General features: G+C 61.3%; 24 protein-coding genes. 15 read left to right on the top strand and 9 right to left on the bottom strand.

Annotated elements, in window-relative coordinates; all coding sequences use genetic code 11:
• Positions 1-41: 41 nt before the first annotated feature.
• Entirely contained in the window at positions 42-2,786 is a 2,745-nt protein-coding gene (locus A3OO_RS0111295) for a DUF2235 domain-containing protein (protein ID WP_156824803.1), read from the bottom strand.
• A 167-nt stretch (positions 2,787-2,953) separates the two neighbouring features.
• Between A3OO_RS0111295 and A3OO_RS0111300 the strand changes: the two genes are divergently transcribed.
• Entirely contained in the window at positions 2,954-4,453 is a 1,500-nt protein-coding gene (locus A3OO_RS0111300; RefSeq protein ID WP_026222900.1) for a phosphomannomutase/phosphoglucomutase, read from the top strand.
• Between the two features lie 59 nt (positions 4,454-4,512).
• Positions 4,513-5,280 carry an adenosylcobinamide-GDP ribazoletransferase gene (gene cobS / locus A3OO_RS0111305; protein WP_018407958.1) on the top strand — a complete coding sequence of 256 codons (768 nt, stop codon included), beginning with the start codon at positions 4,513-4,515 and terminating at the stop codon, positions 5,278-5,280.
• 2 nt (positions 5,281-5,282) lie between these two features.
• On the opposite strand, the gene dusA is transcribed toward cobS, so the two are convergent.
• The gene (gene dusA / locus A3OO_RS0111310) at positions 5,283-6,323 is read right to left on the bottom strand and encodes a tRNA dihydrouridine(20/20a) synthase DusA (RefSeq protein ID WP_083909756.1); all 1,041 of its coding nucleotides are present in this window, start codon (positions 6,321-6,323) and stop codon (positions 5,283-5,285) included.
• Between the two features lie 189 nt (positions 6,324-6,512).
• Here dusA and A3OO_RS0111315 point away from each other — a divergent pair, with 189 nt between their 5' ends.
• The 9 genes from A3OO_RS0111315 (at position 6,513) to A3OO_RS0111355 (ending at position 14,272) form a co-directional block, all read left to right on the top strand.
• A complete protein-coding gene (locus tag A3OO_RS0111315; RefSeq protein WP_018407960.1) occupies positions 6,513-6,881 on the top strand; it encodes an ArsR/SmtB family transcription factor in 369 nt (122 codons plus the stop codon).
• Positions 6,850-7,344, top strand: a complete 495-nt coding sequence (locus tag A3OO_RS0111320; protein WP_018407961.1) for an ArsI/CadI family heavy metal resistance metalloenzyme — start codon at positions 6,850-6,852, stop codon at positions 7,342-7,344. The genes A3OO_RS0111315 and A3OO_RS0111320 overlap by 32 nt, the downstream gene beginning before the upstream one ends.
• A 46-nt stretch (positions 7,345-7,390) precedes the next feature.
• Positions 7,391-7,813, top strand: a complete 423-nt coding sequence (gene arsC / locus A3OO_RS0111325; RefSeq protein WP_018407962.1) for an arsenate reductase (glutaredoxin) — start codon at positions 7,391-7,393, stop codon at positions 7,811-7,813.
• A 10-nt stretch (positions 7,814-7,823) separates the two neighbouring features.
• Positions 7,824-8,180 (top strand): arsenite efflux transporter metallochaperone ArsD, encoded by a 357-nt coding sequence (gene arsD, locus A3OO_RS0111330; protein WP_018407963.1) that lies wholly within the window; start codon positions 7,824-7,826, stop codon positions 8,178-8,180.
• Between the two features lie 9 nt (positions 8,181-8,189).
• Positions 8,190-9,959 carry an arsenical pump-driving ATPase gene (gene arsA / locus A3OO_RS0111335; protein WP_018407964.1) on the top strand — a complete coding sequence of 590 codons (1,770 nt, stop codon included), beginning with the start codon at positions 8,190-8,192 and terminating at the stop codon, positions 9,957-9,959.
• Positions 9,960-10,205: 246 nt separating this feature from the next.
• Positions 10,206-10,607: a hypothetical protein gene (locus tag A3OO_RS0111340; RefSeq protein WP_018407965.1), complete on the top strand. Its 402-nt coding sequence runs from the start codon at positions 10,206-10,208 to the stop codon at positions 10,605-10,607.
• Between the two features lie 70 nt (positions 10,608-10,677).
• Positions 10,678-12,105 (top strand): glycosyltransferase family 4 protein, encoded by a 1,428-nt coding sequence (locus tag A3OO_RS21570; RefSeq protein WP_018407966.1) that lies wholly within the window; start codon positions 10,678-10,680, stop codon positions 12,103-12,105.
• A gap of 44 nt (positions 12,106-12,149) precedes the next feature.
• Complete coding sequence (locus A3OO_RS0111350) at positions 12,150-13,199, top strand: glycosyltransferase family 2 protein (RefSeq protein WP_018407967.1); 1,050 nt, start codon at positions 12,150-12,152, stop codon at positions 13,197-13,199.
• A 158-nt stretch (positions 13,200-13,357) separates the two neighbouring features.
• The gene (locus tag A3OO_RS0111355; RefSeq protein WP_018407968.1) at positions 13,358-14,272 is read left to right on the top strand and encodes a phytanoyl-CoA dioxygenase family protein; all 915 of its coding nucleotides are present in this window, start codon (positions 13,358-13,360) and stop codon (positions 14,270-14,272) included.
• Between the two features lie 66 nt (positions 14,273-14,338).
• Here A3OO_RS0111355 and A3OO_RS0111360 read toward each other — a convergent pair whose 3' ends face one another.
• The 5 genes from A3OO_RS0111360 to A3OO_RS0111380 form a co-directional block, all read right to left on the bottom strand.
• Positions 14,339-15,055 (bottom strand): FkbM family methyltransferase, encoded by a 717-nt coding sequence (locus A3OO_RS0111360; RefSeq protein ID WP_018407969.1) that lies wholly within the window; start codon positions 15,053-15,055, stop codon positions 14,339-14,341.
• A 30-nt stretch (positions 15,056-15,085) separates the two neighbouring features.
• Positions 15,086-16,825: a methyltransferase domain-containing protein gene (locus A3OO_RS0111365; RefSeq protein ID WP_018407970.1), complete on the bottom strand. Its 1,740-nt coding sequence runs from the start codon at positions 16,823-16,825 to the stop codon at positions 15,086-15,088.
• Between the two features lie 33 nt (positions 16,826-16,858).
• The gene (locus tag A3OO_RS0111370) at positions 16,859-18,088 is read right to left on the bottom strand and encodes a class I SAM-dependent methyltransferase (RefSeq protein WP_018407971.1); all 1,230 of its coding nucleotides are present in this window, start codon (positions 18,086-18,088) and stop codon (positions 16,859-16,861) included.
• A 145-nt stretch (positions 18,089-18,233) separates the two neighbouring features.
• A complete protein-coding gene (locus A3OO_RS0111375; RefSeq protein ID WP_018407972.1) occupies positions 18,234-19,817 on the bottom strand; it encodes an OpgD/OpgG family glucan biosynthesis protein in 1,584 nt (527 codons plus the stop codon).
• A gap of 99 nt (positions 19,818-19,916) precedes the next feature.
• On the bottom strand, positions 19,917-20,150 hold the full coding sequence (locus A3OO_RS0111380) for a hypothetical protein (protein ID WP_014890049.1): 234 nt from the start codon (positions 20,148-20,150) through the stop codon (positions 19,917-19,919).
• 272 nt (positions 20,151-20,422) lie between these two features.
• On the opposite strand from A3OO_RS0111380, the gene A3OO_RS0111385 reads away from it, so the two are divergent.
• The 4 genes from A3OO_RS0111385 to A3OO_RS0111400 all read left to right on the top strand — a co-directional run bounded on the left by A3OO_RS0111385 (position 20,423) and on the right by A3OO_RS0111400 (position 25,664).
• Positions 20,423-21,883, top strand: coding sequence for an amino acid permease (locus tag A3OO_RS0111385; RefSeq protein WP_018407973.1), 1,461 nt, complete (start codon positions 20,423-20,425; stop codon positions 21,881-21,883).
• 147 nt (positions 21,884-22,030) lie between these two features.
• Complete coding sequence (locus A3OO_RS0111390; RefSeq protein WP_018407974.1) at positions 22,031-23,473, top strand: cryptochrome/photolyase family protein; 1,443 nt, start codon at positions 22,031-22,033, stop codon at positions 23,471-23,473.
• Between the two features lie 115 nt (positions 23,474-23,588).
• Entirely contained in the window at positions 23,589-24,611 is a 1,023-nt protein-coding gene (cobT, locus tag A3OO_RS0111395) for a nicotinate-nucleotide--dimethylbenzimidazole phosphoribosyltransferase (RefSeq protein WP_018407975.1), read from the top strand.
• A 99-nt stretch (positions 24,612-24,710) separates the two neighbouring features.
• On the top strand, positions 24,711-25,664 hold the full coding sequence (locus A3OO_RS0111400) for a LysM peptidoglycan-binding domain-containing protein (protein ID WP_198008792.1): 954 nt from the start codon (positions 24,711-24,713) through the stop codon (positions 25,662-25,664).
• Positions 25,665-25,740: 76 nt separating this feature from the next.
• On the opposite strand, the gene A3OO_RS0111405 is transcribed toward A3OO_RS0111400, so the two are convergent.
• Both A3OO_RS0111405 and A3OO_RS0111410 read right to left on the bottom strand, forming a co-directional pair.
• A complete protein-coding gene (locus tag A3OO_RS0111405) occupies positions 25,741-26,121 on the bottom strand; it encodes a hypothetical protein (RefSeq protein ID WP_018407976.1) in 381 nt (126 codons plus the stop codon).
• 191 nt (positions 26,122-26,312) lie between these two features.
• A complete protein-coding gene (locus A3OO_RS0111410; RefSeq protein WP_018407977.1) occupies positions 26,313-26,915 on the bottom strand; it encodes a 5-formyltetrahydrofolate cyclo-ligase in 603 nt (200 codons plus the stop codon).
• Between the last annotated feature and the right edge of the window lie 21 nt (positions 26,916-26,936).

A 26,936-nucleotide genomic window follows, 5' to 3' on the forward strand; every position in this document is an offset into this window, starting at 1 on the left:
CCGCGACGCCGAAATCAATGGATCTCGCATCACTGAATCTCTCACTCTGGGGCGGCGTCTGGCGGGGGCGACACGCGCTGCAATGTGATTGTCGCGGTTCCCAAATTGTTTCGATATGGAGTTTGTGGCTGGCGGCTAAATGGAAATCCGACGGCGTCGTTGACGAAAAGGAAAAGCTCTCCCGATTTTGACGCGACGAAGTCGGAAACGAAGGTCTTGCGGGGATAGGCTGACATGCAGGCGGCGCCATTCTCTCCCGAATGGAAAACTCTACGCTCCCAGGCGGCGTTGGCGGCCTCTTGCTCGTCCTTTGGCAATTGGGCGTCCCAGGGAAGGTCCAGTCGATCCTGTGCGCATGTCTTTGGGGCATTTGCGGTATAGCAAAACGCTTGCCGTTCAGACGTCTGATCGTAACGGATGGGAAGCTGCGTGCACTTGTCGCCGTTCATTGCGATCGGCCCGCTCTTGTCGAGCGACGCGAGTGGCCACTCAGCGTCGCCTTGCTCGCCGATCCGGGCGACTGGTTGGAACCAGCCCGCCGAGGGCCATCTCAGGAACCAGGCCAAGAAGAATTTTCGAACGAAGCTGTCGCTCTCGAAGCCCCCAACGTCGGTCATTATCAGCTGATCGAACCAGGGCTGGTCGCCCGCGGCCGTATCGATGTTTATGAACAAACGATATGCCACGCCGCGCTCCACCTGGAAGCCGCTCGCCCAGCAGGGGTCGCTTGTCCTGAAGCCGTTTTCCTCCTCTCGGCCCCGCGACCAGCCTCGCTTCGACAGGGTTTCGTTCGCGCCGACGCTAAGGAGCTGCGGCGTTTTCGCCCTTAGGGGCGACTGGGCGGGCCATTTTTCCCGATTGTCGGTTCCGTAGCAGACTTTGCCGGCGCCGACTTGATAATCAAATATCCAGCGGCTGACCAAGCCAGCCAACGGCGGCAGCACGGCGATCGCCAAAGCGACGCCCCAGATGATTGGCAGCAGATATCGGGAAGCGACGCGATGAATCGCGGCGGCGGCCGGACTGAGACGCATCTTCCTCGCGACCATCATGAGAGGGCCCGGTCGCGGCCCAGCCCCTTGCCCGGCTGCGATGGATCTTGATCTCCAGGCGCGCCGAGCATGATCGTTGATTTTCACGCCCAGATTTGCGCCTCCCCACAACAGCATCGCTGATAGGGCGATAAGCAGGCCGGCGATCAACGGATGGGAACGCAATGATTGCCAATAGGGCGCCACATAGCTGGGGGTCACGGCTTGCAGCGAATCAACAATTCCGCGGAAGAAATTCGCCGCGCCGCCGCCGATGGCGTCGACTTCCGAGTTTACGCGCGACGAGCCGATCAATGACGCAAGCCATCTTAAACAGCGCTCGATATAATCTCCCAGCCAGGGCAGCAGAACCAACAGCGCCAGCAGAGTGATCGTCGCGAAGTAATTCACGCGGCGCAGCCAAACGAGGTCGAGCGCCAGATCAATGTCGGTTCGGTTCGGCTTCTGCAGATTTTCGATCGCATCGCATGCGCGCCGCATGCGATGTGTGTTCAACGCCGCGCTCGATGAAGAGATCGCGTCATCCCCTCCGGCGATTTGTCGGAAACGAGCGTTGAGCGTGTCCTCGAATTCGGATCCGTCGGGCAGCGATATCTGGATATCGTCGGGCAGGGAAATGGGCGCGTAATTGTCAGAACCGTGGACAATTCGCTCGATCACCGAATGATGCACGAGCGTGGGACCGTAGGAATTGCCCTCTTCATCGCTCTGCGCGATCACGCGCGGATGGTAGCGATAGAGAACAGCCATTCCCGCTCTTGAATCATGCACCGGTCCAAATGGCGAGGAATGAGCGCGAAATTCTTCGATCTCTCCGTTCCGCAAGACAAGGCCCGCCTTAACGGCCTCATCCAAAATCCAGACAAATGGCACAAGGGCCTGCGACGAGTCGGGATAGCCGCCGCCAACATCCGAATGGACCCCGGCGAACCAAAATTCCTTGATGCGGTCTGGACATTGGGCGTTGGACTTTTGATCGATGCGAATTGGATGAAAAGTCGTTCGCTCATCGTCCAGCGAAAGCGCATGGCGAATGCATTCGACTTTCTCCGAAACTCGGTGGTTGCCGCCAAAGGAAATGGGCCAGACCCAGTTGATCGCGGCGCGCAGCTCCTCGACCGGAACGCCATATGCTTCGACAGTATCGAACAGGCCGACAAATTTGATTTTGACCTGCTCGCCGCTCCGCTCGCCGGGCCTTGTCGCCTTAACGCTCGCGTAGCTGCGATGTCCCCAAGCGCGGCGCCAGACAAACAGGAGCACGTCGCGGATCGCGCGGAAAATGGGAAAGGTTGGCGAAATTTTCCACGGCTTCGACCAATCCCAGCGTGCGTCATGTTTGCGATAGGAGCGCCATGCGGCCATCGAAAGGCGGTGCATTTCAACGCGCGTGACGTCGTTCGGCAACAGCCCTTCGATCCTGATGAGATCGATCAGCGTGCGGATCGTAAAGGCGCCGCGACTGAAGCCGAACATGTAGATTTCATCGTCAAACTCCCAGTTGGCGCACAAGAAACGATAAAGCTTGCGCACGTTCGACGGCACGCCCAATCCCGTCGCGCCGTCGAGCATGGCGATCGGCTTGAAGCCCTGGGTTCCCACGCCCGGGATGTAGAGGACAATTTGACCATTCGTGGAGGTGTCGAGCGCTTGCCAAAGTCGGCAAATATTGGAAACTTGGACGAGCAGCCCATTTCCCGTGCCATCGGCGAGAAGAACGATTTTCTTGGACATAACGAGCGCCTCAAAATAAAGAAAAATCAATCGCCGTAACCGCAAATGCTACGAGCGTTTTGCCCGTTCGGCAAGTTGTGATCGACTGACTTTTTTGCGAGAGGAAAGTTGGCGGTTTATGCGATTTCGCCTATGCCAGGGTTTAAGACACACGTGAAGGATCGTTGATGTTTCCCAAGCCCGTCCCGAATCTGCGCCCGAATACATTCGAATATGAAGAGGCGCCGCTCATCAAATCGACAGGCTTTCGCGAATATGACGCGCGCTGGCTGTTTGGCGCCGACCTCAATTTGATGGGCGTGCAGGCGCTCGGCATGGGCCTTGGCGCGCTGCTGCGCGAATTGGGCGTCGCGCCTGAAATCGTCGTCGGCCATGATTATCGCAGCTATTCTTCATCGATAAAATTGGCGCTTGTGAGCGGCCTGATGGCCGCCGGTGTGCGCGTGCGCGACATCGGGCTCGCGCTGTCGCCGATGGCCTATTTCGCGCAATTCGATCTCGATGTCGCCGCGGTGGCGATGGTGACGGCCTCGCATAACGACAACGGCTGGACGGGCGTGAAGATGGGCGCGCGGCGGCCTGTGACCTTCGGGCCGGAGGAGATGGGACGCCTGAAGGAGATCGTTCTCGCCGGCGAATTTCACGAGGCGGAAGGCGGCTCCTATCGCTACATCGAAAATTTCGGCGCGCGCTACATTGACGATCTTACTCGCCGGCCGCCCTTCACCCGCAAGATGAAGGTCGTCGCCGCCTGCGGCAATGGCACCGCCGGCGCCTTCGCGCCGCGAATGCTGGAGCGCCTTGGCTGCGACGTGATCCCGCTTGACGTCTCGCCGGACTACACGTTCCCGCGCTACAACCCCAATCCCGAAGATATGGACATGCTGCACGCCATCGCCGACAAGGTGCGCGAGACCGGCGCTTGCGTCGGCCTCGGCTTTGACGGCGACGGGGATCGCTGCGGCGTTGTCGACAATAATGGCGAGGAGATCTTCGCCGACAAGATCGGCGTTATGCTCGCGCGCGATCTCTCCAAGGTCCATCCGAATGCGTCATTCGTGGTCGACGTGAAGTCGACCGGGCTTTTCGCGACGGATCCGGAACTCGTCGCGCGCGGCGTTGTCACGGAATATTGGAAGACCGGACATTCCTACATCAAGCGCCGCGTCAGCGAGCGCAAGGCGCTCGCCGGATTTGAAAAGTCGGGGCACTTCTTTTTCAACGAGCCGATCGGACGCGGCTATGACGACGGCCTGCTCACCGCCGTGCATGTCCTCGAAATGCTCGATCGCAATCCAACGAAGTCGATGGCCGAGCTCTACGCCGAGCTGCCGAAGACCTGGGGCTCGCCGACGATGTCGCCGCATTGCGACGACGAAAAGAAATACGGCGTCATCGACAAAGTGACGGCGCGCATCGAGGCGATGCGGGCGCAGGGCGAGCAGATCATCGGCCAGCCGATTCGCGACGTCGTCACCATCAACGGCGTGCGCGTCACGGTCGCCGACGGCACCTGGGGCCTCGTGCGCGCATCGTCCAACAAGCCGGAGCTCGTCGTCGTGGTCGAAAGCCCCGTCTCACAGTCGCGCATGAAGGAGATGTTTACGGCGATCGACGGCGTGCTGCGCGAAAATCCAGAGGTCGGCGCCTACAACCAGACGATTTAGAGCCGCGCGGAAGGGTTCGGGTTCTCGACAAATCCGACGCGGCGCCGAAAATAGAACCGATGCAGCGCGCGCTCCTCGCCGACGTCCAGAGCTTTTTGCGATTTTATACGCGCCTTCCAATCGGCGAGGGCGCGCATGCGCCGCTTGATTTTGCGCGCATGGCGCTGGCGCTGCCGATCGCCGGCGCCGTGATCGGCGCCACAGGCGCGGCGGGTCTGTTCCTGGCGCGCATCTGCCATCTTCCTGCGCTCGTCTGCGCGCTCGTCGCGGTCGCGGTCCTCACACTCGCCACAGGCGCGCTGCACGAGGACGGACTCGCGGATGTCGCGGATGGGTTCGGCGGCGGCGCGACGCGCGAGTCGAAGCTCGCCATTATGCGCGACAGCCGCGTGGGGACCTATGGCGTCCTGGCGTTGTGTTTCTCGATCCTGCTGCGCGTCGCGGCGCTCGCGTCGATTCTGGAGCGAAGCGGGACGCTCGCGGCCGGCGCCCTCATCTTCGCGGGCGCCCTGTCGCGCGTCGCCGGATTGGCGCCGATGATGCGTCTTCCGACAGCGCGCGCCGATGGGCTGGGCGCGACCGTCTCGGCGCCCTCGCGCGAGATTTGGACTCGCGCCTGGCTCGCGGCCGCCGGCTTTGGTCTCGCGCCTTGGCTCGCCGGCGCCGGCTTAATCCAGATCGCAGTCGCGATCTTCGCCGCCTTCGTCGTCGCTGCGCTTATTACCAACCTCTCAAAAAAGCAGATTGGCGGCTACACGGGCGATGTGCTTGGCGCCGCGCAGCAACTCGCAGAGATCGCTATTCTGGCGACGCTATCGGCGGTTTGATCTCAGGCGATCTCGGCAGGTTCGGCGTTGGCGGGTTTTTCTGCTTCCGCTTCGGCGAGGCGCGCAATGGCCGTGCAAACTTCATTCACGGCCCCAAGCAGCGTTTCGACTCCGGCGCCAGGTTTGACGGCTTCGAGCGCCAGCCGCCGACGGAACGACCGTGCGCCCGGCATGCCGGCGAAGAGGCCGAGCAGATGACGCGTCATCGCTGAGAGCCGCTCACCTTTCGCGAGTTCGCGCTCGACGTAGGGGAGGAACGCGTCCACGGCGTCAAAGAGGTTGGCGACCGGCGCGGGCTCGCCGAACAATTGTGGGTCGACCTCAAGCAGCAACGCGGGATCATGATAGGCGGCGCGGCCGATCATCACTCCATCGACGAACTGCAGCTGCTCCTGCATTTCGGCGATCCGCGTCAGCCCGCCATTGATGGCGATCGGAACGTCCGGCAGCGCGCGCTTGAGACGGTGCACCAGCGGATAGTCCAGCGGCGGGACATCCCGGTTTTCCTTGGGCGAGAGCCCCTTGAGCCAGGCCTTTCGCGCATGCACGAACAGCGCGTCGGCGCCGCTTTCGACGCAGGCTTCCGCAAGCGCAAACAGCGCCTGTTCCGGCTCCTGATCGTCGACGCCGATGCGGCATTTCACGGTGACGGGAATGGCGACGGCGTCCTTCATCGCTTTGATACAGTCGCCGACGCGCGCAGGCTCGCGCATGAGACAGGCGCCGAACGCGCCGTTCTGCACGCGATCCGACGGGCAGCCGACGTTGAGATTGACTTCCGCATAGCCGAATTTTTCGACGAGAACCGCCGACGTCGCCAGCGCAGCGGGTTCTGCGCCGCCGAGCTGCATGGCGACCGGCTGCTCAAACGGGTCGAACGCCATCAGCCGCGCGCGGTCGCCGTGGATCACGGCGCCCGTCGTGAGCATTTCCGTATAAAGGCGCGCGCGGCGCGATAACAGGCGATGGAAGTATCGGCAGTGCCGATCCGTCCAATCCATCATCGGCGCTACGGCGAATCTAATATGCTGATGTGTCAGCATTGTAGATTTAGTCTCAACGGCATAGGTCGCGTCATGCACGCTCCATTCAACGTCTCGATACGACACTTTCCTTTCGTTTTTGACTCAATGCGACGGAGCGCGACGCGCCGGAAGTCTCTCGACCGGCACAACGGGGAATCGACGTCTCGACGGTATTGACGCCTTCTATATTTCCATCATATTAGAAATATGGAAAAGCAGGAAGCCCTAGCCGCACTTGTCGCGCTCGGCCACGAGACGCGGCTCGATATTTTCCGGCTGCTCATGCAAGCTGGACCTAAGGGGCTTGCCGCGGGGCAAATCGGCGAGCGGCTCGCGCTACCGGCGGCGACGCTGTCTTTCCACCTGAGCCAGCTCAAGCACGCCGACCTCATCACTTTTCGGCGCGAAAGCCGGTCGCTGATCTACTCGGCGGCTTATCCGGTCATGAACGCGCTGCTCGCCTACATGACCGAGAATTGCTGCCAAGGCGCTGCTGCCTCATGCGAGCCCGCCACTCCTTCGACTTGCCAACCAGAGGAACGTCATGAAACGCCTGCACGTGCACGTGTCCGTTGATGACCTTGCGGGGTCCATCCGGTTTTACAGCGCGCTTTTCGGGTCGGCGCCGGCCGTCGCTAAACCCGATTACGCGAAATGGATGCTGGATGATCCGCGCGTGAACTTCGCCATATCGGCGCGCGGCGGAGAGGCGGGGGTCGATCATCTCGGGATTGAGGTCGAGACGCCCGAAGAGCTGAAAGAAGTCTATCAGCGCCTGCAACAGGCCGAACGGCCCGTGCTGGAGGAAGGCGCCACGATCTGCTGCTACGCAAAGTCCGAAAAAGCGTGGACCTCCGATCCGCAAGGGCTTTTGTGGGAGTCCTTCCTGACGACCGGCGAGAGCACGATTTACGGCGACGATGCAGCGCTTGCAGGATTCCGCACGAGCGTCGTGAAGGAGGAGTCCTCCGCCTGCTGCGGCGCGAAGCCAGCGCCTGTGATTGAAGCCGCCTGTTGTTCTGGAGCTCAGAATGACTGAGACCGTTTCAGGCGCAAGCCACGGCCACAAAACGGACGCCTGAGCGATGACCATCACCATCTATCACAACCCCGCCTGCGGCACGTCGCGCAACACGCTCGCGATGATCCGCCAAAGCGGCGAAGAGCCGGTCGTCATCGAATATCTGAAAGACCCGCCAACGCGCGAGCGACTGGTCGAGCTGCTCAACGCCATGGGCATTTCAGCGCGCGATCTGCTTCGCCAGAAAGGCACGCCCTATGACGCGCTCGGCCTTGGCGATTCAAAGTGGTCGGAAGAGGAATTGATCGGCTTCATGCTCGAACATCCGATCCTCATCAATCGTCCGATCGTCGTAACGCCGAAGGGCGCACGGCTGTGCCGTCCCTCGGAAGCCGTGCTCGACATCCTCCCCAATCCTGCCATTGGCGAATTCACCAAGGAAGATGGCGAAGTCGTCGTCGGCAGGGCTGCTCAACCTCAATCCTGAAAGGACGAATATGACGACCATTCAAGTTTTTGATCCCGCCCTGTGTTGCAGCACGGGCGTCTGCGGCGTCGAGACCGATCAGGCGCTTGTGACCTTCTCTGCCGACGTTGACTGGGCGAAGCAGAACGGCGCGCACATCGAGCGTTTCAATCTCGCCCAGGAGCCCATGGTCTTTGCTGAAAATGCGACCGTTAAAGGCTTTCTCGAACGCTCGGGGCAGGAAGCTTTGCCGCTGATCCTCATTGATGGCGAGATCGCGCTCGCCGGACGCTATCCGAACCGTGAGGAACTTGCGCGCTGGGCGGGCGTCAAAGAGGTGGAGGAAGCGAAGTCAGGCGCGTGCTGTAGCGGTTCGTCCTGCTGCTGAAAGGTCGATATGAAATTTCTTGAACAGGCTCCACGCTTCCTCTTCTTCACGGGCAAAGGAGGCGTCGGGAAAACCTCGATCGCCTGCGCGACGGCGATAGAGCTTGCTGAAGCCGGACGCCGCGTGCTGCTTGTCAGCACCGATCCGGCGTCGAATGTCGGGCAGGTGTTTGGAGTCGGCATCGGCGATAAGATCACGGCGATTGACGCCGTGCCGAACCTGTTCGCGCTGGAGATTGACCCGCAGGCCGCCGCGCAAGCCTATCGCGACCGCATCGTCGGCCCCGTGCGCGGCAAGCTGCCGGAAGCCTTGGTGAAGGGCATCGAAGAGCAGCTCTCGGGAGCCTGCACGACGGAAATCGCCGCCTTCGACGAATTCACCGCGCTGTTGACGGACGCCGCCATTACATCGGCATACGATCATATTATTTTCGATACGGCCCCGACCGGCCACACCATCCGCCTGTTGCAGCTCCCTGTCGCCTGGAGCGGCTTCCTTGAGGCGGGGAAAGGCGACGCCTCCTGCCTCGGTCCGCTTGCCGGATTGGAAAAGCAGCGCGCCCAATACAGCGCCGCGGTCGCCGCTTTGGCCGACGGTCAGCGCACCCGCCTGATCCTCGTCGCCCGTGCGCAAAATTCCGCGCTGCGCGAAGCCGGGCGCACGCACGAGGAGCTGGCGGCGATTGGCCTCAATCAGCAATTCCTCGTCGTGAATGGTCTACTGCCGAAGGAAGAGGCGGCGCTCGATGCGCTCGCCGCCGCCCTTTACGCGCGCGAGCAGGCTGCTTTGGCGGAGACGCCGGGTGCGCTTCGCAGCTTGCCCTGCGACTATGTGCCTTTGAAGCCCTTCAATCTCGTCGGACTTGATGCGTTGCGTCAGCTCCTCGTTGCGACGCCGCCGCATATTGACGCGGCGGTTGGCGAACCCGTCGAGCTGCGCGCGCCAAGCCTATCGGAACTGGTGGACGGCATCGCCGCCGATGGGCATGGCCTCGTCATGCTGATGGGCAAGGGCGGCGTCGGCAAAACGACGCTTGCGGCGGCGGTCGCCGTCGAGTTGGCGCATCGCGGACTGCCCGTCCATCTCACCACCTCCGACCCAGCCGCGCATCTCGCCGAAACGCTGCATGGTTCGCTCGACAATCTGACCGTAAGCCGCATCGACCCGCACGCCGAAACTGAACGTTACCGGCAAGAGGTGCTGAGAACGAAAGGCGCGAACCTCGACGCGCAGGGACGGGCTTTGCTCGAAGAGGATCTACGCTCGCCCTGCACGGAGGAAATCGCCGTCTTTCAGGCCTTCTCGCGCGTCATCCGCGAAGCGGGCGAGAAGTTCGTCGTCATGGACACCGCGCCGACCGGCCACACGCTGCTGCTCCTCGATGCGACGGGCGCCTATCACCGCGAAGTCGCCCGTATGCTGGACGCCAAGGGCGCGCATTACACCACGCCGATGATGCAGCTACAGGACGCGCGCAGAACCAAGGTTTTGCTCGTGACGCTCGCGGAAACGACGCCCGTCTTGGAAGCCGCCAACCTGCAAGCCGATTTGCGCCGTGCCGGGATCGAGCCTTGGGCGTGGGTCATCAATAACAGCGTCGCGGCGTCGCGTCCGCAGTCGCCCTTGTTGCAACAGCGCGCGAAAAATGAACTGCGCGAGGTCGAGAAAGTGGCAACAACCCATGCGCGCCGTTACGCCGTCGTGCCGCTGCTAAGCGAAGAGCCGGTCGGCGTGCGGCGTCTTCTCGAACTGGCGGGCTATGCGACCGAACCAGCGTAAAACGTCGTCGAGCCGGCTGATCTCATGTCTCGAGTTCACGTCTAAGTTTCGTGCAACCGGGAGATGTCGCTTGGCTTGTCGCCACACGGCCCATAGCCTGACCGCCTAAGCGCCCGCGGGCTCGATAATTTTAGCGTCTCCTTTTGTTTGCCGTAATTGTGTCTTTGAGGTAGATGCCGGAGCAAAAAAGCTGCCGTCTTGCTTGTGTCTTAAAGCCTAGACTTTGCGCTTCGGGAAGGATGTAGGATGAATGCGAATAATGCTAAGCTTTCGGCGGACAGCCAAGCTTGTGCATTCTTTGAAGACGCCGCGAATAAGCTTCGGACCCATTTCGAGCGCCAAGTGCTTGCGGCGCTGCCGGACTTCGCGCGTCGATCGCTCGAATGCGAGTTGAACGCACTCTCCAATTTGTCGAGCGCTGATCCTGTCCCGCCATTGGCGGAAATCTCGCTCGTGCGCGCAGAACAATGCGCGCATGACTTGCTGAGCATGAATTACGAAGGCGCCGCCGATTCATTTTTGCGGCGCTGCGTGAGCGAAGCGTCGGCGGACATCGCGGCGGCGGTGATCGCCGCATCCGGGCAGGGCGGAAATATCGTGATTTTTCCGATGCCTTCCAGCAGAGTGGCCGTTGGCCGCACGCTTTAGCTTTCTTGCGAGATCCGTCCGAACGGGCGGCAAGGCGAAAGGCGGCGCGAGCGAACTGCGGAGAGCGGGAATGAAGGAGGAGATCGACGCCTATCTGCTCAAGGAGTTGCATCGCGAGTTGAGCGATATCGAGCAGTATGACGTTGATCCGCGCATTCGACTCGTCTACGCCAAGGCGTTGGAGCTTTATTGGACGCTCTCTCGCCTGCTCGGCCTGAGCCGCCTGCACGACGGGCGCTGGCGCGCGCCGGACGCCGCGAAGGCGCAGGCGCTGCGCACGCGCCTCCAAGGCGACATCCCCCCGCCAGCGGCGCACAATCGTCTGCTCATCGATATGACGGCGACGCATCGCTTTCGCGGCCATACCGGCGTCCAGCGCGTGGTGCGTGAAATCGCGCGCGCCTGCGTCGAAAGCGGCGAAGCGCTTCCGGTCTATCTGGAAGCGGGCCGCTTGTATGGCCATTTTCAGCACGACAATTTGCCAGACGCGGTTGAATTGCAATCGGGCGACACGCTGCTCTTGCTCGACTCCGGATGGGGCTTCGTCGAGGAATATCCGCCGCTCTTGAGCGCAGCGCATGAGGTTGGCGCCGAAGTCGTCGGCGGCCTCTATGATCTCATTCCCTTGCGTTATCCCGCCGCGACCGCCTTAAAGAACAGCGCGCCCTTCACGCCCTGGTTCGAGAAGGTGCTGCTGCAATCCGACGCCATCGTCTGCATTTCGCAGAGCGTCGCAAGGGACCTCGTGGACTACGTGCGGGAACAGGGTCTCGCGACGCCCGCGAATATGCGGATCGGCTGGTGGCCGCTTGGCGCCGATTTTAGCGCTGGCGCTCAGGAAGCGCCCTCAAAGGCCGTCGAGCGCATCGCTTCAGCGCCGGCGCCGTTCTTCATGAGCGTCGGCACGCTCGAGCCGCGCAAGGCCTATCCGATCGCTTTGGACGCGTTTGAACGTCTTTGGGCGGAAGGGTGCGAGACGCGTTACGTGATCGTCGGCCGGCCGGGCTGGAACACGCGGGCGCTGCTACGCCGTATCAGACAACACAGCGAATACGGACGCCGGCTGTTCTGGCTCGACAATGCGAGCGACGCCGATCTTTCACACCTCTATCCGCGCGCGCGGGGGTTGATCTTTCCATCCTTCGTCGAGGGCTTCGGCATGCCGCTGATCGAAGCCGCGCATCACGGCGCGCGGGTGATCGCAAGCGATATCCCGGTTTTCCGCGAAGTCGGCGGCGACGGGGCTGTCTATTTCGACGTGCTCGACGCGCCGGCACTTGCCGAGCGCGTGCGCGAAGCGCTCTTTGAAGTAAGAGAGATGAAGGCCCCGACGGTAACGACCTGGCGACAATCGGCCGCACGTCTTGTCTCAATGGTGCGGGGAGATCACTATCAGATCGACGCCGTCGAACTGGCCAAGGTCCTAGAGCCACCGAATGAAGTCACGGATCGCCGCGTTGCCTCAACTGCCGCTTCCGCCTATCTTCCGGCCGATTGAAGCGCAGCGAGGGCTCTCAACTCTCGCGTAGGGATCTTGCGTCGATGACCGCCAGCCTTTCCATCTGCATTCCCATCTATAATTTCGCGAAATTCATTCCTGAAACTCTCGATTCGATCCTTGGGCAGGACGGTGGAGATGAGGTGCAAATCGTCATCCTCGACGGCGCTTCGACCGACAACACCGCGGAAATTCTCGCGGGCTATGAGCGCAAGCATCCCAATATCAAATATGTGCGTCAGCCTCAGAAAGGCGGCATCGACCGCGACATGGCGAAGTCCGTTGAGCCCGCGACCGGCGATTATTGCTGGCTGTTCAGCGGCGACGACATCATGCGGCCGGGCGCGCTGCGTCGCGCGCTCAACGAAATTCAAAGCGGCCATGATCTCTATCTGTGCAAGCACATGGAGTATTATTTTTATCACGACAGCTGGACCGAATATCCGACCGTCGCGTGCGAGGACGGCGCCGTCTTCGAGCTTTCAGATATGCGCAGCCGCCGCGACTATTTCAGCAAGGCGGTCAACACCGAAGCATTCTTGAGCTTCATCGGCGGAATCATCGTGAAGCGCTCGACGTGGAATCGCGTGCCGCTCAATGAGGAATTCGTCGGCAGCTGCTGGGGGCATGTGGCGCGCTTTTTCGAACTGATGCCCGGCGGCTTAAGCATCAAAGTTCTCTCTGGCGCGCTGCTGGACCGGCGCCCAGACAATGACTCCTTCGCAGGCGGCGGGATGGTCAATCGCTATCGCATCGCCATCGACGGATTCCACAATATCGCCGACCACTTCTTCGGCCACGACAGCATCGAGGCCTTCCACGTGCGGCGCGTGATCAGACACGAGTTCCATCCGCTGGCGATGCAGCTTGGAAAATTCATGTGCTTCGTCAATCCGGCCGGCGAAAGCCGCACGCTGATGGATAGCCTGATGAAAAAGGTCTATTCCGATTTTTCAATCGGCAATCTGCGCGCGAAATTCGCCTATGCGACGATGTCGGCTGAGCGCTTCAGACGGCAACAGCCTGAACTCAGCGCGCATCATGAGAAACAGAGATCGCCGAGCGGAAAGATGGACGAACGGCACGCTGGATGACCACTTCACGCAAGCAACAATGTTTTGAGACGAGCAAAACCACAAATGCGCTGTCAGACGACGCTTATCCCTACTCTTAACGTGCGTAGCCTCGAGTTTGGCGGTCGGACATGTTTTCCGCTAAATTGCGGAGCGAGCCAGCGGTTGGAGAAGTAAAGATGGAGATTCCGAAGAACATTTTCCAGTATGACTGGGCGGCGATGAGTGCGACCGACCAACGCGCGTTCTTTGCGAAGAACGGCTTCTTGGTGATCCCTCAGCTTTTTACCCCTGAAGAAGTCGATTTAATGCACAAGGAAATTGAGCAGTACGGACTCGCCGAAAAGAAAATCGATATGAGCGAAGCCTTCTGTTCCGCGCCATCCTTTGCACCGATGGTTGATCATCCAAAGCTTGTTTCAGCGCTCACGAGTATTCTCGGCTCCAACTTCATCTGCTTCAAAGGCGCTTATGTCCCCAAGCATTCCAAGCAAGGAGTCAGCGATCCTCATCGAACGGCGTTGCATGTTGACTACGGCATCTTGGAGCGCGAGGGCGACTACCGGAACTCCAACGCCTTATGGGTCAATGTCGCTTGCTACTTGAGTGATATGACATTCGAGCACGCGCCATTCGCGGTTGTGCCCGGCAGTCACAACTACTTTCACCTTGAGCCCGGAACGGACATGGAGAGCCTGAAGGAGGAGGCTGTCACATTGCTGGCGAAAGCGGGCGACGCCATTCTATTTTTGCATAATACCGTGCATGCCGGCGGTTCGAACGTTTCCGGGTACACACAGCACATATTGTTCTGTAGTTACAGGGCGGCTTGGGCGCGCCATATAGGCCGTGTAACGGAATGGCCAAAGCAGTTCGTTGAAAACTCGCCTCCATCAAGGCAGCGCTTGATTTCCGGCTTGAACGCAGGCGACGCGCAAGAAGAGCTACCCGCAGTCGTCAAGCGTTACGTCCCAGCCTCCGTCCTTAAAAAATCCGCAGAAACCCTGTCGACGCTCGGAAAGTACTCAAAGGCCAAGTCTCTAACGCGATTGGGCGATAGGCTTTGGGCGGCCTATGAAAAAAGGGTGGAATAGCGCGCTCGGATGTTTGGCCGTGTGGGCCGTGCCGTAAACGGCGCCGCGCACGTTCAGCGCGACCCGTTACTTTTTAAGCTTCGCCACAAATCCTAACAGGCGAGACCATAGAGGCTTTCTCGGTTCCTCAATATTGGCGAAGCTTTTCGCGACATAGACGTCATTTGGCTCAAGGCGACTCCACATGGCGTAGCCGGCTTTTTTCATGAACTCGACGTACTCCTCCTTATTAAAGAGGTTTTCGAGGATGACGACGCTGGGATTATACTTTTCCAGCGACAGTCCTCGTAATACGTTCAGCTCCCAGCCTTCGACGTCGATCGCGAGTATGTCGATATGATCGATTTCGGGCTCATGTTCCTTCAAAATGGTGTCTAACCGCCTCACTTTGACGGGCACCGTCTTGACGCGCGTGTTGTTCTTGACCGTCTCGTGAAGCTCGGCGAACTCGTCTTTTATGCCGAGAGACGAGAAAGACTCGAAGGAAACGGACCCGCCTAGGTAATCGGCGCCCTGAGAGTCGACGACGAAGAAATCAATGTCGTCGGCGTCGACGTCGCTGCAGGCGTATTCATAGATCTGGTGCCCGCGGCTTCGATGGGCCTGGCAAAATTCCGGATTTGGCTCGACCGCGACGATCTTCCACCCAAGGTCGCGAAACCTTGCGCTGATGGACAGATAGTCGGGAAGGGCGGCGCCAACCTCGACAAATACGCCCGGCTCGCTCTTATCCTTGAAGAATTTATCGTGGACCAGGATGTCCACGTCTTTTTCGGCCGTCATGGAGTCCTGCCCTGTGGTTTGATTGTCAATTCACCGCCCGACGCCAAAAATGCGTTTGATAGCGGTCATCTTGTCCTCTCGAGGAATGCTCGACCCTGGCGATTGCGCGAGCAATTCCCGCCACACAGGTTGCGCGTTCGCCATGCGAACGGTGTCGGCGTCGAGCTTTCTGAATACGAAGCCCGCAAAGCCGTATTCGCTGCCTTCATACTCGAAATCTTCGACCCCTTCGGACCAGATTGGCGGGTCGACAAGCGCGCATTCTCCCATGGCGTTGATCAACCTGTCACGCAAATCATGAGTCGTGTACAGCCGGTGATCGACGATCGGCTTGATTTGTCCCGGTCGCCAGCTTTCCTTGAAATCCACGGTCAGCACCGCGAGGCCGCCTGGCCGGAGGAATTCGCTGATAATGCGGACGAATTGCTCGTCATCCGCCACATGTTCAAGAACCGATACGCTGAGGCACAGGTCATACGAGCCTAGCCGGGCCCCAGGAGAGCGATAGAAATCGAGCAACGTCATTCCATTGACGTTCGGATCAATCTCATCGATCCGGTAGCCTTGCTCGCAGAGCGTCGCGACGGCGGTGTCTTCAAAGGAGCCTGCCGCCAGGATGCGGGCGTTAGGGCATTCGGCAAGAAAGCGCTGAGCGGCGTCGAGCGCAAAGCCTTGCTGAATATTCGCGCGTTCGATCTTGCGGGCGAGCATGTCTGGGACATGTTGTGCAAGATCGCTGATCGCGTCGCTATAAGCGGCCCGCGAGCGATCGTCGAGAATCTTGTTGAAGCCGCGTCGATCGGGCGTGGCGCGGCTCGCCTCTCGCGCTCTCATCGCGTCGATCATGGACCGATTCAACTCGGCCGCCACTTTCTCCGGCGCAGCGGCGTCGCGCAGCGCTTTGAGCATGGACGTGTCGCCTTCGGCGATATCGATGAGGTCGCGATCTTCGATGAAGATCGAAGGATTAACGTGAAACATGTGGCGAAACATCGCCGAGCGCGTCAGTGCGAAAGGACGTCCCGACGCCAAAGCAAAGTCGACGCAACTTGATATGCCGGACGACATGTCGTCATAGACGAAAGCATTCATCGTATTCGAGGCAAGAAACTCAACGATCTGCGCATTGTCAAAAAAATGGCTCGTCGCCTGCAACTCAATACCAGGTTTGGTGATTGCTTTACTGCATTTCTCGACTGTTTCGGCGAAGCGGGACTCAGGCACGATGCTGGGGTCATCATGCGGGGGGAGGTTGATTCGAATCACGGCGCGGTCGAACTGGTCGTTCACCAGCTCGCAGAGCCGATCGAAGCCTTTGCCCGGCGTCGCGAAGCCGAAAGAGCCGATCGTGAAGACCTCGGGCGGCTGCGGTGATTTTGCCGGGTAGGCTGGAAGAAACCGCGGCGCGCGCAGTAGCGCGGGATTTCGGGGAACGAGCGTCGGATCGAGGCAAATGAGGAAATCGAACGGTGCGACACTCGCACGATCGGCGATTTCCTGGGTCACCTGATGAAGGAGGCCAAAGAGCGTCGCGCCGAGCTCCGCCGTCGGCGCCGTCGCAAGCCAGTTCATTGTGCTTGGATGATGATTGAAGAGAATGACGTCAGGCTTCGAGTCGTGGACGGCGGTCTTTAATTCCTCGAATCCCGCGCATTCTACATAGGACCAGTTGATCGTCTGATCTTTCGTCAAGACGTCATATAAGTTCCGGCCATATTGATAGACGCCGCAATGTTCGCCTTTGTGTGAGACAATGAGGCCCGCTAGCATTGCTTCAACTCCAAAATGGGTGCGTTGAGTTGATCAGACGATCTCGATCTCCGGAAAGGGGAAGATCATCTTGCCGCCGCTGGCGAGATATTCCTGCTCCCGCGCCAATATCCCGTCCTTGAAATGCCAGGGAAGCACGAGGAAGTAATCCGGCTTCATCGCCCGGGCCTCGGCTTCCGAGACGATCGGGATATGTGAGCCGGGCGTGAAGCAACCGAATTTGTCGGGATTGACCTCGGCGATCGCCTCGACGAGGTCGGGGCCGATGTCGCAGAATTGCAGCACCACATTGCCCTTGGTCGAGGCGCCGTAGCCGAGGATCCGCTTGTTGTCGTCCTTGAGTGCGCGCAGCAGGCGGCGCAGGTCCTCGCGATGGCGGAACACGCGATCTTCGAAATCGCGGTAGGGACGAGGCGTGTTCAGCCCCATCCGCTCCTCTTGCGCCAAGAGCCAGTCGATCACCGCGAGATTGCGCTTGCGCTGCGCGTTCTTGTGGCCGGCGGTGACGGCGAAACTGCCGCCGTTGACCGCGTTCATCTGCACGTCGAGAATCTGGAGATCGGCCGCGCCGAGAATTTTCTCGATGACCCCCAGCGAGTAATATTCGATGTGCTCGTGGCAGATCGTGTCGTAGGAGGTGAGCCGCAGCATTGACGGCATATAGCTCTGCTCGAAATGCCATACCCCGTCGGGCGCGAGCGCCTTGGCGACTTCGCGGGCGAACCAGACGGGATCATCGAGATCGTAGAACATCGCGATTGACGTGACGATCTTTGCCCGCTTCGGCGAGAGCTTTTCAAACGCCTGTGAAGAGAAGAACTCCGGCGCAAGCTTGATATCGTCTGGATAATATTGTCGGAACTTGGCGCCGGTGGGATCAATGCCGATGCGCGTCAAGCTCGACGTCGTATAGGCCTTGAGAGACGTCGCGTCGTTTGAGCCGATGTCGAGCACCGCGTCGCCGGGCTTGAGATCGGCGAATCGCTCGAGATGGGCGATCTTCTGGGTCAGGTGTCGCACCATCGACTGATTGAGGCCCGAGCGATAACCGTAGTTCTCGCCATACATCTCGCTTGCCTCATAGCTGTGCGCGAGCTGCAGCAGGCCTGAATCAGGGCACCAGACGAGCTCCAGAGGGCCGACCGTCACAGGCGTTTCGCGAGAGCTCGGAAAAACGCCCGTGAGCGCCTGGTCGCCGAGCGCCAGAACCGAGACGAGATTGGTGGAGCCGCTAACGCGACACTCGGTAATTCTTTTCGTCATTGTCCAATTTCCCGGCGCATTCGCGAATGAACGTCCGCAGCCTTAGAGGCGGTGCGAACGAAGCGAGGAAGGCCTTCCGTATGATGCCTCTTTGCAACTCACCGAAGTCTTGGCCTGAAGACGGCGGGAGTGTCAATCGCCCGCGTTAGAGCGGGTGATACTGATACAGCCAATTTTCCGAAAGCACGTCATCGCCGTTCTTGAGGAACAGGCGCATCTCCACTGGCTCAGAGCCTTCCACGGTCAGGTCGAATTGCGCCCGCCAATGGCCCGGCACATTGTCAAAAACCGCCTCTGTGAACACGTAGGAGAACGTTCCGCGCGACGCCCATAACACGGGTTCGGGTTTCACGCCGAAGGGAAGTTTCGCGAGCGGCTCGCCTAGAAACTCCACCATGAACTTCCTTACTCCCTTGGGTCGAGGCCTGCCGGGCTGGCCGCCGTTGCCGAGCCTCGTCGCGACGCAGCGCGCGAGTTTGGTCGGGTAGGGCTCGTCCGCAAGCCAGTGCAGCCGATAGGAATATTCGAAGGAGGCGCCGGGAACGGCGGGCTTCTCGGGCGCCCAGATGACGACGATATTGTCGTGGATCTCGTCGTCCGTCGGAATTTCGATTAGCTGAATCGCGCCCTTGCCCCAGTCGCCCTTGGGTTCGATCCAGACGCTCGGACGGCGATCATAGAAGACGTTGTCGAGATAATGATCGTAATTGCGGTCGCGCTGCATCAGGCCGAAGCCCTTGGGATTATTGTCGCCAAACGCCGACGCCATGACCCGGTTCGGATTGTTCAACGGCCGCCACAAGCGCTCGCCTGCGCCTGTCCACATGCTCAATCCATCGGAATCATGCACTTCCGGCCGCCAATCGATGGCCGTCGGTTTCGCGGTCTCCGAGAACCAGAACATCGAGGTGAGCGGCGCGACGCCAAAGCGCGTGAAGGCGCCGCGCAAATGCAGCGAGCAGTCGATGTCCATGACGACGCCCTTGCCGCGCGTCATCAGGAAGCGATAGGCGCCGACGATCGACGGCCCTTCTAGCAGCGCATGCAGGACGACGCCGTCGGCGGTCTCCGGGCCGATGTAAATTTCAGTGAAATCGGGGAATTCTTCGTTCGACCCCGCCTGCCAGGTATCGAGCGCGACGCCGCGGGCCGACATGCCATACTGGCGCAATTCGCCGATCGCGCGGAAATATGACGCGCCCAGAAACGCCACCCAGTCGTTTTTCTTCCAGTCGAGCGCGCCGTCCTTGGCCTCCTGAATGCGAAATCCCGCGAAGCCGGCGCCGGGCGGCAGTTGGCGCGCGATCGAATCCGCCGGCATATTGAAGTAGCTCGTATCGTAAAGAACCTCGCGCGCCTCGCCGTTTTCGACGACATTCATGCGCACGGCCTTCTTGAAGAACATCCCAAGGTGGAAGAACTCTACGGGGAAGCGGTCCTTGGTGTCGGCGAAAAGCGCGTGATCGGTGTTGTAGGAGATCTGTCCCCACTTCTCGTAGTCGATCTGCGAGGTGATCTCGGGGGCAGGGATATTCGGCTTGCGGTAAGGCTCTTTGATAAGGCGCTGCGCCGTCTGCTTGAGCGTCTCGAAGGAGAATGGCCGCGCTTCGCCGAGCCGAAGATTGGAGACGCTTGTCGCCGCCTCGCTGCGGGGCGCGCCGACTGCGCCCAAGGCGCTCGTCGCCGCCGCCGCTTTGATAAACGAGCGACGATCCTGCTTCTCGACCATCTCGGCGTCCTTGTTGCGAAGTTTGGGAGATGCGCGCCTGGGTCTACCGCCGCCGCGAGCCTGTCGGGGGGCGCGAGACATTAAAGCGCAGGACCCTAATTAGCCGCGAATCGGCTCATTGCGGATGGCGGTCCGCATGAAGAAGTAGAGTCCGATTAGCCCGGCGAGGGAGAAGATGATTTCGAGCGAGCGGCTGATGAGGGGATCAAGCTGAAAAAGCCCGCCCAGCGCCCAGCCCGCGGCCCAGGATGCGCCGACAAGCTCGGTGCCAACTAAGATCGCCACGGCGACGAGCGTCGACAGGCGCAGATAATTGATGGGCTTCTGGCTCATGACGTCATTCTCGAGCTCGACCCCTTAACAGGCGGCCGACGCCGCGCTCGAGTCGTGCTATAGCAAAGGCTGCTGCAAGGCAAGCCGGACGGAGCGCGCCGCGGCGCGCAGACGGTGTCGAAGTCATGGATCTGGAACGCTAATTGACGCGCGCCGCGATCGCGTTTCGCTTCTCTCCGTCTTTCCGCTTGTATGTTTTGGCGCCGCAACGATAATCGGCGCCGCCGAAGGCGCGGCGCGCTCGCCACGTCGCGAATTCGAAAGGGGGACGTTTGTTCGAGGGCGCCAGCAAGAGCTATCTGAACCGCAAATCCGTTCACAAGATCATCGCCGATCACGCCGCCGAAGGAGACGGCCTCAAGCGCGCGCTCGGCTGGGCGTCGTTGATGTCGCTCGGAGTCGGCGGAATCATCGGCGCCGGCATTTTCGTGCTGACCGGCACGGCGGCGGCGAACTATGCCGGACCCGGCGTGATGATCTCTTTTATTCTATCGGGGCTCGCCTGCGCCTTTGTCGCCCTCTGCTACGCGGAGCTTGCGTCGCTCATTCCCGTCGCGGGGAGCACCTACACCTACACTTATGTGACGCTCGGCGAGATTTTCGCCTGGATCATCGGCTGGAATCTCATTCTGGAATATGCCGCTGGCGCCGCAACGGTCGCCGTTGGCTGGGCCGGCTACTTCAATCGCGTGATGCAAGGGCTCGGGATCCATGTGCCGCCCGAGCTGACCACCGCCTTTTTCGCCGATCCGACAGCGCCTGGGGCGCCGCCCGGCGCTGTGCATGGGTTGTTTAACGTCCCCGCCGCTGTGATCATCCTGTTGCTCACCGCGCTGCTCGTGCGTGGCACGAGCGAGTCGACGCTCTTCAATAATATCATCGTCGCGATCAAGGTCGTGGTCGTGCTGATGGTGATCGTTGTCGGCGCTGCGCATATCGACCAAGCCAATTGGTCGCCGCTCATTCCGGAGAACGCCGGCGAGTTCGGCACATACGGCTGGAGCGGCGTCGTGCGCGGCGCTTCGGTGGTGTTCTTCGCCTATATCGGATTCGACTCCGTCTCGACCGCTGCGCAGGAGGCGCATAATCCACAACGGGACGTGCCGATCGGCATTATCGGCTCGCTCATCATCTGCACGATCCTTTACGTCGCCGTCGCGGCGGTCGCTACTGGCGTCGTAAACTACAAGGAGCTCGGCGTCCCCGATCCCATGGCGCTGGTAATGGATCGCACCGGCGTGTCGTGGCTCGCCTGGGCCGTGAAACTCGGCGCGCTTGCCGGACTGACGACGGCGATTCTGGTGCTGCTCTACGGACAGACGCGGATCTTCTTCGCGATGGCGCATGACGGCCTGCTGCCGCCGATCTTCGCAAGGCTTCACCCGGAATGGCGCACGCCCGCCGTGAGCCAGATCCTGGTCGGCGTGGTCGTTGCGCTCGCGGCAGGTCTATTGCCGCTCGATGTGCTTGGGGAGATGGTGAGCATCGGCACGCTGGCGGCCTTCGCGCTTGTCTGCCTGGCGGTGATCAAACTGCGCAAAATGCATCCGGAAATCAGGCGTCCGTTCCGCGCGCCGGGAATCCCATGGTTGCCGGTCGCCGGCATTTTGTCCTGTTTCGCGCTGATGGTCGCGCTTCCGCTCGACACCTGGCTCCGGCTGCTGATCTGGACCGTCATCGGGATCGCGATCTACCTCCTTTATGGCATCAAGCACGCCAAGCGCCTCCATTAGGCGGCTGGCGCGACGAGATTGGCGACCTGAAAGCGCGAAGGGGGGAACCCTTGGCGGCCGGCGAGGTTACGACTTAGTCCCGATCATTCGTCGCATCGGAATGATCGGGTCGTGACCTTTCGGAATGTCAAACGGGGTTCTCGCGATATGAATGCGCCGGCGATCGTCTGGTTTCGCAATGACTTGCGCATCTCTGACAATCCGGCGCTTCTGGCGGCTGCTCGATCGGGAGCGCCGCTCGTCGCCCTTTACATCCTGGACGATGAAAGCCCCGGAGAATGGCGCACCGGCGCCGCTGCGCGTTGGTGGCTGCACCATTCTCTGAGAGCGCTGTCCGAGAGCCTCGCCAGCAGGGGCCTGACGCTGACCCTGCGCCGCGGGCGCGCTCCCTACGTCTTTGAGCAGATCATCGCCGAAACCGGCGCCGGCGCCGTCTTCTGGAACAAGCTCTACGAGCCTTGGGCGATGCGGCGAGACGCCGAACTCGAGGCGCAGCTGGCCGACGATGCAGTAGAAGCCCGTTGTTTCCATGAGTCGCTGCTCTTTGAGCCGGAGACGCTTCGCACCAAACAGGGCGAGAGCTTCCGCATGTTCACGCCTTTTTGGCGGGCCTGCCTCGCCGCGCCGCCGCCGGAGCGGCCGCTTCCGGCGCCCGAGGTTTTGCACGCCGCGCCGCTTCCGCCCGACAGCGACGATCTCGACTCGTGGCGGCTGCTGCCCCAAAATCCCGATTGGGCGATCGGCATGCGCAAGGTCTGGCTCGTCGGCGAGACGGCCGCGCGCGCCGAACTTGCAGACTTCGCGCGCCACCATGTCGTCGACTACAAGGTTGAACGCGACTTCATGGGCAGAGTCGGCGTCTCCAGGCTTTCCCCGCATCTGCACTTTGGCGAATTGTCGCCGCGCGAAGTCTGGCACGCGATCAGCGACCCCGGGAGCATCGGCGGCGAAGCCTATCTGAGGGAGCTTGGCTGGCGGGAGTTCTGCCATCACTTGCTGATCTCCCACTGCGACCTGCCTGACCGCCCTTTGGACAGGACCTTCGAGCGTTTTCCCTATCGCGACGACGAGACCTCGCTCGACGCCTGGCGGAACGGTCAGACCGGCTATCCGCTCGTCGACGCGGCGATGCGCGAATTGTGGATCACGGGCTGGATGCACAATCGCGCGCGTCTGGTTTCGGCGAGCTTCCTGATCAAGCACCTGCTCATTGACTGGCGGAAGGGGGAGCGCTGGTTCTGGGACACGCTGGTCGACGCCGATCTCGCCAACAACAGCGCCAATTGGCAGTGGGTGGCGGGCTGCGGCGCCGACGCCGCGCCTTACTTCCGCATCTTCAATCCCGCGCTTCAGGGTGAAAAATTCGATCCGGACGGCGCTTATGTGCGCCGTTACGTGCCGGAGCTCGCGGGGCTCGACGTCCGCTACATCCATCGTCCGTGGGCGGCGCCAGACGACGTCTTGCGCGCGGCCGGCGTCGTGCTTGGCGTCACCTATCCCCATCCGATCGTCGACCATGCCCAGGCGCGGGAGCGCGCGCTCGCCGCTTTCGAGGCCGTGCGGGCCCAACCGTCGTTGCGGGAAGCGTAGCGGCAAAGCCTCTGACGTCCTGGGCGGTCATTGGAGGAGGCGCCGACGAGGCAGTCTTCGGCCTCAATGGCTCAGCCGCTCGCCAATGTCGCCGCGACCCGGTAAAGCCGGCGGCATGTCTCACGCCGTTCATCCCTTCGAAGAAATCCGTATCCTGCTGGCGGCGCTGCCCGGCCCCGATCTGCAAGCCGCGGAGGCGGTCCGCGCGCGTGACGGCCGGCTCACCAAGCCGCCCGGCGCGCTCGGTCGTCTCGAAGAGATCGTCGAATGGCTCGCAGCCTGGCAGGGCAGGGCGGAGCCCGCGATCGAGCGCCCCCTCGTCGCGGTTTTCGCCGCCAATCACGGCGTCGTGGCGCAGGGCGTTTCAGCTTTCCCGGCGAGCGTCACCCAGCAGATGGTGGCGAATTTTCTCACTGGCGGCGCGGCGATCAATCAGATCTGCAAGTCTTATGGCGTCGGCCTGAAAGTCTATGAGCTGGCGCTCGAACGGCCGACCGCCGACTTTACTGAATCTCCCGCCATGGACGAGCGCGAAGCGGCGGCGACCTTCGCCTATGGGATGGAGGCGATCCAGGGCGATATCGATCTCTTGGCGCCAGGCGAGATGGGCATCGGCAATACGACGAGCGCGGCGGCGATCTATGCCGCGCTTTACGGCGGGCCCGCCTCGCGCTGGACCGGACGCGGCACGGGCGTCGACGACGCCGGGCTTTCGCGCAAGAACGCCGCGATCGACGCCGCGCTGGCGTTGCATGCTCGGGATCTCGCCGATCCTTTGGAAATCCTGCGCCGGCTCGGCGGGCGGGAGATCGCGGCCATGATGGGCGCTATCGCCGCCGCGCGGCTCAACCGCATTCCCGTGGTGCTTGACGGCTATGTCGCCTGCGCCGCCGCGGCGCTACTCCACGCCATCGCGCCCGAGTCGATCGCCCATTGCTTAGCGGGCCATGTCTCGGCGGAGGGCGCGCATCGCGAAGTTCTGACGCGGCTTGGCAAACGCCCGCTGCTCGATCTCGACATGCGGCTCGGCGAAGGTTCGGGCGCGGCGCTGGCCATTGGCCTGATAAAAGCGGCGCTCGCATGTCACAGCGACATGGCCACGTTCGATAGCGCGGGCGTATCGGAAAAATCAGTATAATTGCGATTGCCGCGCTTCTTCTCAAGAAACTGTCACATAGGCATGTGCATTGAAGTCGGACCGACGGCGCGCAGCTGGCGCCATAAGGAGCCCGGTTGCATGAGTTCAAACCTTACATCCCACGTTGCGGCGATCATTTTGGTGGCGGCGCTCGTGGCGGCGCTGACCTTTCATCTCACCCGGATCTTGACTCCGCAGAGGCTACTTCATCTGGCGTATGCCGCCGCCGCGCTCGGGCTGATCTATCTCCTGGGCGACGCCGCGTTCGGCTGGAGCTTCGCCGGCGCGGGCATGCTGCTCTGGGCCTATCTGGCGCTTTTCCTTCTTGCCGCAGCCCAGGCGGTCCGTCGCCGCATGACGCTGGGCGCGATTGGCCTGCCATGGCTATCGGCGCTGATTCAGCTCGGGGTCGTCGCCTATATGTTTGCCCCTCTATCATTCCAGAAGCCGCCGGTGACGGCGGCGCTGTTCCTGTATTTCGCCTTCGAGGCGCTGGTCTGGCTGCGCGGAAGCGAGCCGGAAGAGCAGCACACGCGCGCCGCGGATGGTCGGGAGCGGCCGGCGCTCGTTCCCCCTAAGCGCCGACGCGGACTTGCCGAGGCCTCGCTTGTCGCAGCCGCTCTCGCGATCGCCTATTTGCTCTTCGTGGGACCCCGTGGGCCCAATGTCGGACCCGATTCGGCGACGGCGCAGCTGCAGGAGCCCCAACCCGAGCAGACTGGCGAATCCGCCGAGCCAACCGAACCTGCCGCGGCCGTCGCGCAGACCGAGCCCGCGGCGTCGGACGCTGCGCCGAAAGCGGAGAGCGAGGCCAGCCAATCGACGGAGCCCGCTGCTCAGGTCGCGGCCAATGAGTCTGCGGTCCCTCCCGCACCCGCCGTGGACAGCGGAACGTATACGGCGCGCGCGGGGGACACGTTTAAATCCATCGCCAGGCGGCTCTACGGCGCAACCAGCAAATGGCGCGCGATCGCCGAGCGCAATCCCGATCTAAAGTCGAAAAAGCTGCGCGCCGGTCAGCTCGTCAATCTGCCGTCAGCGCCGACGCGATGAGGTGAGGGAGTATGGCGTGAAATCTCGGCGGCTCTTATCGAACCGCCGAGACGCCTGTGATCGGCCCCGCGCCAAATCAGCACATGCAGAGCGCTTCGGACGCCTGATCGTTCCAGCGGTCGCCGACGTAACGATAGCTTCTGTTTGAACGAAATCTCGAGCCGCCCTGATTGACGTGCTGCCATAATGTGAGGGTGCATCCGTCCTTCACGCGGAACGACGAAACATGATCGTTCCACGACGGATTGTAGATCGTGCTTTCACACCCGCCGCCGTGGCCGTTCGTCGTGCATCCGAGACTTTCGCCGCGCACCATCTTCATCCGCTCAAAATTGTGGAGCGTGTAGCCGGAGCCGCCATAGTCTCGATGCTGGAAAATCCGGCAGGTCGCCTGCGCGCTGGCCGGAAAAAACAAGAGGGCCGCCGTGAGGGCGGCCGCTGTATAGCAAGCCTTCATCTCAAACTCTCCGAAAAAGAAATTTAAATAGTCCGCATCAGCACGTTAACGTGCTGCGTTCTAATTGGTTCCGCGTCCCAGATCACGCTGCATTTGGGCGCATCGCCCAAATGCAGATAATCGTGATCGACTCCCAAAGTGTAGAGCGCGCTCTACGCGAAAAACCGGTTCCCACTTTTTCGCAGCGCGCTCTAGGCGGCGGCGGTTGCGAACCGCAGCGTCTCCTGCTCGGTCATGACGGCGTCGAGCCGCTGGTCATGCGGTTCGATCGGCACATGGTCTGCTTCCTGGCAGGAATAGGCGACGCCGACGGCGATGACCGGCTTTTTGGCGCGAAGGGTAGAGAGCGTGGCGTCATAGATGCCGCCGCCATAGCCCAGCCGAAAACCGCGCCGATCGAAGGCGGCGAGCGGCGAAAACACAATATCGGGGTCGTATGCAGGCTTGTCGTCCGAAGGCTCCGATAGGCCGAACGGCCCTTTGACGAGGTCGTCGCCCGGCGTGAAGGCGCGAAACACCAAGGGCTGACGCACCTTGTGCATGACCGGCAGCGTCACGCAAAAACCTGCGGCTGTGAGGGCATCGATGAGCGGTCGGGTGTTCAACTCGCTGCGGATCGGCCAATAGACGGAAACGACGGGCGGCGCGTTCAGTTTCGCATCGCGCGCAATGCCGGCGACGAGCGCGACGCCTTGGCGCGCGACGGAAGCGGCCGCCTCATGCGCTTCGTGCGGCGCGATGAGATCGCGGCGCGCCAGAGAACGGCGCCGCAGCTCGGCTTTCAAATCGCTCATGCGAGAGCAATAACAGGGAAG

Origin of the sequence: Methylocystis rosea SV97 (assembly GCF_000372845.1) — a bacterium.
GTDB classification, from domain to species: Bacteria; Pseudomonadota; Alphaproteobacteria; order Rhizobiales; family Beijerinckiaceae; genus Methylocystis; species Methylocystis rosea.

Excerpts from the sequence above, each read along its gene's own strand:
- A3OO_RS0111295 (WP_156824803.1), bottom strand. The coding sequence starts at position 2,786 with ATGTCCAAGAAAATCGTTCTTCTCGCCGATGGCACGGGAAATGGGCTG.
- A3OO_RS0111300 (WP_026222900.1), top strand. The coding sequence starts at position 2,954 with ATGTTTCCCAAGCCCGTCCCGAATCTGCGCCCGAATACATTCGAATAT.
- cobS (WP_018407958.1), top strand. The coding sequence starts at position 4,513 with ATGCAGCGCGCGCTCCTCGCCGACGTCCAGAGCTTTTTGCGATTTTAT.
- dusA (WP_083909756.1), bottom strand. The coding sequence starts at position 6,323 with ATGCTGACACATCAGCATATTAGATTCGCCGTAGCGCCGATGATGGAT.
- A3OO_RS0111315 (WP_018407960.1), top strand. The coding sequence starts at position 6,513 with ATGGAAAAGCAGGAAGCCCTAGCCGCACTTGTCGCGCTCGGCCACGAG.
- A3OO_RS0111320 (WP_018407961.1), top strand. The coding sequence starts at position 6,850 with ATGAAACGCCTGCACGTGCACGTGTCCGTTGATGACCTTGCGGGGTCC.
- arsC (WP_018407962.1), top strand. The coding sequence starts at position 7,391 with ATGACCATCACCATCTATCACAACCCCGCCTGCGGCACGTCGCGCAAC.
- arsD (WP_018407963.1), top strand. The coding sequence starts at position 7,824 with ATGACGACCATTCAAGTTTTTGATCCCGCCCTGTGTTGCAGCACGGGC.
- arsA (WP_018407964.1), top strand. The coding sequence starts at position 8,190 with ATGAAATTTCTTGAACAGGCTCCACGCTTCCTCTTCTTCACGGGCAAA.
- A3OO_RS0111340 (WP_018407965.1), top strand. The coding sequence starts at position 10,206 with ATGAATGCGAATAATGCTAAGCTTTCGGCGGACAGCCAAGCTTGTGCA.
- A3OO_RS21570 (WP_018407966.1), top strand. The coding sequence starts at position 10,678 with ATGAAGGAGGAGATCGACGCCTATCTGCTCAAGGAGTTGCATCGCGAG.
- A3OO_RS0111350 (WP_018407967.1), top strand. The coding sequence starts at position 12,150 with ATGACCGCCAGCCTTTCCATCTGCATTCCCATCTATAATTTCGCGAAA.
- A3OO_RS0111355 (WP_018407968.1), top strand. The coding sequence starts at position 13,358 with ATGGAGATTCCGAAGAACATTTTCCAGTATGACTGGGCGGCGATGAGT.
- A3OO_RS0111360 (WP_018407969.1), bottom strand. The coding sequence starts at position 15,055 with ATGACGGCCGAAAAAGACGTGGACATCCTGGTCCACGATAAATTCTTC.
- A3OO_RS0111365 (WP_018407970.1), bottom strand. The coding sequence starts at position 16,825 with ATGCTAGCGGGCCTCATTGTCTCACACAAAGGCGAACATTGCGGCGTC.
- A3OO_RS0111370 (WP_018407971.1), bottom strand. The coding sequence starts at position 18,088 with ATGACGAAAAGAATTACCGAGTGTCGCGTTAGCGGCTCCACCAATCTC.
- A3OO_RS0111375 (WP_018407972.1), bottom strand. The coding sequence starts at position 19,817 with ATGGTCGAGAAGCAGGATCGTCGCTCGTTTATCAAAGCGGCGGCGGCG.
- A3OO_RS0111380 (WP_014890049.1), bottom strand. The coding sequence starts at position 20,150 with ATGAGCCAGAAGCCCATCAATTATCTGCGCCTGTCGACGCTCGTCGCC.
- A3OO_RS0111390 (WP_018407974.1), top strand. The coding sequence starts at position 22,031 with ATGAATGCGCCGGCGATCGTCTGGTTTCGCAATGACTTGCGCATCTCT.
- cobT (WP_018407975.1), top strand. The coding sequence starts at position 23,589 with ATGTCTCACGCCGTTCATCCCTTCGAAGAAATCCGTATCCTGCTGGCG.
- A3OO_RS0111400 (WP_198008792.1), top strand. The coding sequence starts at position 24,711 with ATGAGTTCAAACCTTACATCCCACGTTGCGGCGATCATTTTGGTGGCG.
- A3OO_RS0111405 (WP_018407976.1), bottom strand. The coding sequence starts at position 26,121 with ATGAAGGCTTGCTATACAGCGGCCGCCCTCACGGCGGCCCTCTTGTTT.
- A3OO_RS0111410 (WP_018407977.1), bottom strand. The coding sequence starts at position 26,915 with ATGAGCGATTTGAAAGCCGAGCTGCGGCGCCGTTCTCTGGCGCGCCGC.